Below are 5,531 nucleotides of genomic sequence, written 5' to 3' on the forward strand. Positions count from 1 at the left end.
ATTTTGGTTACCGTAGCGGATCGCCTTTCCTGGCGGCGATGACCGTCGAGTCCCAATAGCGCCCGATCTTCAGTCGCCTCGGCCGGTTTCCGGGACGCCCGTGCTGTTGGCGGTGAGCCATCTGGCGGGCGGCGAGCCCGTTCAGTATACTGACACGGCTGTCGGCAGGGGGCCGACGGCGGCGGCATTAGGAGGATGCGGCCTTCATGCGTCCCAGGACGGGATTTAGCCAGACCGGGAAGGACAACATGTCCAGTTTACGTATCGCGGCACTCGCCACTGTCGCGGCAATCGGTATCGCCGCCGTCGGATTTCAGTTTCGGCACCCCGAGCCGCCGCCGAGCCAACTCAAGCTCTACGGCAACATCGATATTCGCCAAGTCGAACTCAGCTTTCACGATTCCGAACACGTCGCGCAAATCCAGGTGCAAGAGGGCGAGCGGGTCAAGCGCGGCCAATTGTTGGCGGTGCAGACCCTGGAACGCTTTCAGTATGCCTGGGATGCGGCCCAGGCCCGAGTCGAAGTACAACGCCACGTGGTCGACAAGGCCTTGAACGGCTCGCGGCCGCAGGAGATCGGCAAGGCCGGCAACGATGTCAAGGGCGCCGAAGCGGCTTTGGTGTTGGCGAAGAAGGAACTGGAGCGGATGCGCAACCTAGCCGAGCGCAAATTGACCTCGGTGGAATCGGTCGATCAGGCCAAGGCCGCCTACGACGGCGCCCGCGAGACTTTGCAAGCCCTAAAGGAACAATACCAGTTGACCGCGATCGGCCCGCGCCGCGAGGATATTCAAGCCGCCCAGGCTCAACTGCGCGCCGACGAAGCCGAATTGCTGCTGGCGAAAAAGTCCTGGGAAGACGCCCATCTTTACGCGCCGGCCGATGCCGTCGTCCAAAACCGGATTCTCGAGCCCGGCGACATGGCGAACGCGCAGACGCCGGTGCTGACGCTGGCGCTGACCGAGCCGTTGTGGGTCAGAGCCTACGCCGCCGAGACCGAGCTTGGTAAATTGCGCCACGGCCTGCCGGCCCGTATCGTCAGCGACAGTTTTCCGGACCGGCCTTACGCCGGCTGGGTCGGATATATTTCGCCGACCGCCGAATTCACGCCCAAGTCGGTCGAGACCAGCGAGTTGCGGACCAGTCTGGTCTATCAGGTGCGGATTTACGTTTGTAATGCCCAGGATCAATTGCGTTTGGGCATGCCGGTCAGCGTTGAGATCGATGTCGAAGCGCTGCCGGCCGAGCAACCGGGTTGCGCCGAACGGCCGTGACCGCGCCGACGAACGCGCCGGCGCTCCGGTTCAAAGGCGTCGATAAATCATTCCGGGCCGGCGGCCGCGAAGTGGCGGCCTTGCGCCAGATCGATTTCGAATTGCCCGGCGGCGGCATCACCGCGCTGGTCGGGCCGGACGGCGCCGGCAAGACCACCTTGCTGCGTCTGGCCGCCGGCTTGCTGCTACCGGAAGCCGGGCGAGTCGAAAGCTTCGGCAACGATACCGCGACGGCCGGGCCGCTGCTGCACGCCACGACCGGTTACATGCCGCAGCGCTTCGGTTTGTACGAAGACCTGAGCCTGCGCGAGAACCTGACGTTGTACGCCGATCTGCACGGCATCGCCCAGGCCGACCGGCCCGGCCGCTTCGCCGAATTGCTGGCGATGACCGGACTCGGCAAGTTCGAAAGCCGCTTGGCCGGGCGCCTGTCCGGCGGCATGAAGCAAAAGCTGGGCTTGGCGTGTACCTTGTTGAATCGGCCGCGTTTGCTGCTGCTGGACGAACCCTCGGTCGGCGTCGATCCGCTCTCCCGCCGCGAACTGTGGCATATCATCGACGCGCTGGTCGGCGATCACGGTACCACGGTTTTGCTCAGCACCGCCTACATGGACGAAGCCGAGCATTGTCGGCACGTTATCGTGCTGGATCATGGCCGAATACTCAAACAGGGCGCGCCGGCCGCGCTTCACGAACTGGTACGGGGCGGCGCCTATCGTTTGAGCAGCCCGGTATTGTCGGGTCGGCAACTGCGCCAGCGCGTCGTCGGCAGGCCCGGCGTCATCGATGCGGTGGTGCTGGGCGATGAGGTCCGGGCGGTCTTGGCGCCGGGCGCGGCGCCGGACTGGGGCGCTTGGTTTGCGGCGACCGATCGCGTGGATGCGCGGCCGGTGCCGGCGCGCTTGGAAGATGCCTTCATTTGGCTATTGACCGAGCGCGACGGCGGCCACGGCGTGGTCGAGAACATCTGCCCGCTGTCGGCCACCGGTCCGGCCGCCGCGCCGGTGATCGAGGTCGAGGCGGTGGATCGCTGGTTCGGCGATTTTCAGGCGGTGAAAAAACTTTCCTTCCAGGTCGGGCGCGGCGAAATTTTCGGGCTGCTCGGCGCCAACGGCGCCGGCAAGACCACCACGTTTCGGATGTTGTGCGGCTTGCTGCCGGCCAGTAACGGCAGCCTGAAAGTGGCCGGCGTGGATTTGCGGCAGGCGGCGGCCCAGGCCAGGGGGCGCTTGGGTTATATGTCGCAGAAGTTCTCGTTGTACGGGCAATTGTCGGTGCGGCAAAACCTGGATTTCTTCAGCCACGCCTACGGTTTGCGCGGCGGCGAGCGCCGGGAACGCATCGCCTGGGCGCTCGGCGAGTTCGGTTTGACCGAGTTTGCCGATACCGACAGCCGCGATTTGGCGCTGGGCTACAAGCAGCGCCTGGCGCTGGCTTGCGCGCTGATGCACGAGCCGGAAATCCTGTTTCTCGACGAGCCGACCTCCGGTATCGATCCGTTGGCGCGCCGCGAATTTTGGGCGCGCATCAATCAATTGGCGGCCAGCGGCGTGACGGTGTTGGTGACCACCCATTTCATGGAAGAGGCCGAATATTGCGACCGCCTGTTGATCATGCGCGAAGGTGACATTCTGGCGGCCGGCACGCCGGCGCAAATCGTTCGCGCCGGCGGAAGTAACGTGGCCTCGAACATGGAGGAGGCGTTTATTCGTTTGGTGGAAGCGGCCGGCGACGGAGGAGTGGCATGACGGCGACCCGACAACGACTGATCGGCCTGATCCGCAAGGAGTTTCTGCAGGTCTGGCGCGATCCCAGCAGTCTGGCGATCGCCTTCGCGATGCCGGTGTTCCTGCTGTTGTTGTTCGGCTACGGCGTGTCGCTGGACGCCAAGCGGGTGCCCATCGGCTTGGTGGTGGCGGCTCCGAGCGCCGAGACCGCCGCGTTGACCGCCGGATTCGAGCAGTCCGACTATTTTCGCAGCCGCTATTTTCCGGATATGCCGGCCGCCGCCGCCGCGTTGGAAGCCGGCGAAATCAATGCCATCGTCGGCCTTCAAGACGACTTCGACAGGCGCTTGCGCGGCACCGAGCCGGCACCGATCCAATTGATTCTGGACGGCGTCGATGCCAATACCGCCCGGCTGGTCAGCGGTTACGTGCTCGGAGTTTGGGACCGTTGGTTGAGCGCGCGCGCCGAGAGCCGCGGCTTGCGGGCGCTAAGGCCGGTGCAATTGCGGAATCGGGTTTGGTACAACAGCGCGCTACGCAGCCGGAATTTTTTGGTGCCGGGCTTGATCGCGGTGATCATGACCTTGATCGGGGCCTTGCTGACCGCGCTGGTGGTGGCACGCGAGTGGGAGCGTGGCACGATGGAAGCCCTGATCGCCACGCCGGTCAGCGTCCGCCAGGTCTTGCTCGGCAAACTGATACCGTATTACTTGCTGGGCATGGGCGGCATGCTGCTCTCGATCGCGATGGCGGTGTGGTTGTTCGAAGTGCCGCTGATCGGGTCGTTGTGGGTGTTGCTGGTCTGCGGTTCGCTGTTCCTGCTGGTGGCATTGGGCATGGGGTTGGTGATTTCGATCGCCGCGAAAAACCAATTTGTCGCCGGCCAGATCGCCATCATCGTCACCTTTTTGCCGGCGTTTTTATTGTCGGGCTTCATCTTTAACATCGACAGCATGCCCACCGTGGTCCAGTGGGCGACCTATTTAATCGCGGCCCGCTATTTTGTCGCGATCTTGCAGACGGTGTTTCTGGCCGGCAATGTCTGGGAAGTCGTCGTGCCCAACGCGCTGGCGTTGGCCTTGATGGCGGTGCTATTCATGGCGCTGGCCTTGTGGCGGGCGCCGCGTCGCCTGGAGTAAACGATGTTCTGGCGGATTTACGCAATGCTGGTCAAGGAGTTCCTGGATCTGGTCAAGGACAAGAAAAGCCGTTTCGTGCTGATTGCGCCGCCCATCGTGCAATTGTTCGTGTTCGGCTATGCCACCACCTACGATCTTAACCAAGTACCGATCGCGGTGTACAACGAAGATGCCGGCATCGCCTCGCGCGAGCTGATCGCCCGTTTCGTCGGCGCGCCGGCGTTCCGGGAAGCGCGCCGCCTGCAGCGCGAGGCAGAGGTGGCCGAGGTGTTGGACACCAAGCAAGTGTTGCTGGTGTTGCACATCGGTCGGCATTTCAGCCGCGACCTGCTGAGCGGCAGGCAAGCAGCCGACGTGCAAATCCTGCTGGACGGCCGCGATTCCAATACTGCCCAAATCGCCCAGGGCTACGCGCAATCGGTAGTGGCCGATTTCAACATCGCCTGGGCCAGGGACCACGGTCTGCCGTTGCCGGACGCGGTGCTGCGGACTCGCGCCTGGTTCAACCCCAATCTGGAAAGCCGTTGGTACATCGTGCCGGGCATCGTCGGCCTGTTGACCCTGGTGGTGACGATGTTGGTGACCTCGCTGTCGGTGGCGCGCGAGCGCGAGCAGGGCACCTTCGACCAATTGCTGGTGACGCCGCTGACGCCCAGGGAAATCGTGATCGGCAAGGCGGTGCCCGGCTTTTTGATCGGCGTGTTCGAAGCCAGCTTCAGCATCGTTATGGTGGTGCTATGGTTCCGGGTGCCGCTACTCGGCAGTCTGACGGCCTTGTATATCGGCATCGTGTTCTACGTGTTTGCGATCGTCGGCGTCGGATTGATGATTTCCTCGTTGTCCACCACCCAGCAGCAAGGCTTGTTGGGCGGCTTTCTGGTCATCGTGCCTGCGGTCATCCTGTCCGGCTACGCCACGCCGATCGCCAACATGCCGGAAGCCGTGCAAACCCTGACCTTACTCAATCCGCTGCGTTACTTCCTGGTCATCGTTCGCGGCGTCTTCCTGCAAGGCCTGGATAGCCCGGCCCTGCTGCATCAATACTGGCCGATGGCCTTGATCGGCTTGGCCTCGCTGATCTGCGCCGGCTGGCTGTTCCGCAAGCGGATGTATTGAGGGTGAACCGGGGCGTTTAAATGAGTGTGGCATTGAATGGAATGTTGGGCGAGTTCTTGACATTTGAATAAGTGGCAGGTTATTAGTTGCGCTGGCGTTATCGAATAGCCAGTAGCGCTCGGCGACTGGGAGTGTAGTGTTGACAGGGAATTACCGTAATCCACATCGACCCATTGCTGTCTATCGTTCAATCTGATTCAATGACAGTGATTTGGTGTTTACCAGCCACATCTACTTGGCCCCGGGGATATACAGAAATGGAATTCCCATGCTGA

4 protein-coding genes are annotated in these 5,531 nt (G+C 62.7%); all 4 read left to right on the plus strand.

All coding sequences use genetic code 11. From position 1 onward, the window contains the following. Positions 1 to 248 precede the first annotated feature (248 nt). The 4 genes from AC3B8H_RS17840 to AC3B8H_RS17855 are packed head-to-tail and all read left to right on the plus strand — an operon-like array spanning position 249 to position 5,256. Entirely contained in the window at positions 249 to 1,274 is a 1,026-nt protein-coding gene (locus AC3B8H_RS17840; protein WP_488442894.1) for an HlyD family secretion protein, read from the plus strand. Then, positions 1,271 to 3,022 (plus strand): ATP-binding cassette domain-containing protein, encoded by a 1,752-nt coding sequence (locus tag AC3B8H_RS17845; RefSeq protein WP_488442895.1) that lies wholly within the window; start codon positions 1,271 to 1,273, stop codon positions 3,020 to 3,022. The genes AC3B8H_RS17840 and AC3B8H_RS17845 overlap by 4 nt, the downstream gene beginning before the upstream one ends. Continuing rightward, a complete protein-coding gene (locus tag AC3B8H_RS17850; protein WP_488442896.1) occupies positions 3,019 to 4,140 on the plus strand; it encodes an ABC transporter permease in 1,122 nt (373 codons plus the stop codon). The genes AC3B8H_RS17845 and AC3B8H_RS17850 overlap by 4 nt, the downstream gene beginning before the upstream one ends. A 3-nt stretch (positions 4,141 to 4,143) precedes the next feature. Further along, a complete protein-coding gene (locus tag AC3B8H_RS17855) occupies positions 4,144 to 5,256 on the plus strand; it encodes an ABC transporter permease (protein WP_488442897.1) in 1,113 nt (370 codons plus the stop codon). The last annotated feature ends 275 nt before the right edge of the window (positions 5,257 to 5,531 follow it).

It is taken from the genome of Methylomonas sp. BG-2, from assembly GCF_057766305.1.

Excerpts from the sequence above, each read along its gene's own strand:
- AC3B8H_RS17840 (WP_488442894.1), top strand. The coding sequence starts at position 249 with ATGTCCAGTTTACGTATCGCGGCACTCGCCACTGTCGCGGCAATCGGT.
- AC3B8H_RS17850 (WP_488442896.1), top strand. The coding sequence starts at position 3,019 with ATGACGGCGACCCGACAACGACTGATCGGCCTGATCCGCAAGGAGTTT.
- AC3B8H_RS17855 (WP_488442897.1), top strand. The coding sequence starts at position 4,144 with ATGTTCTGGCGGATTTACGCAATGCTGGTCAAGGAGTTCCTGGATCTG.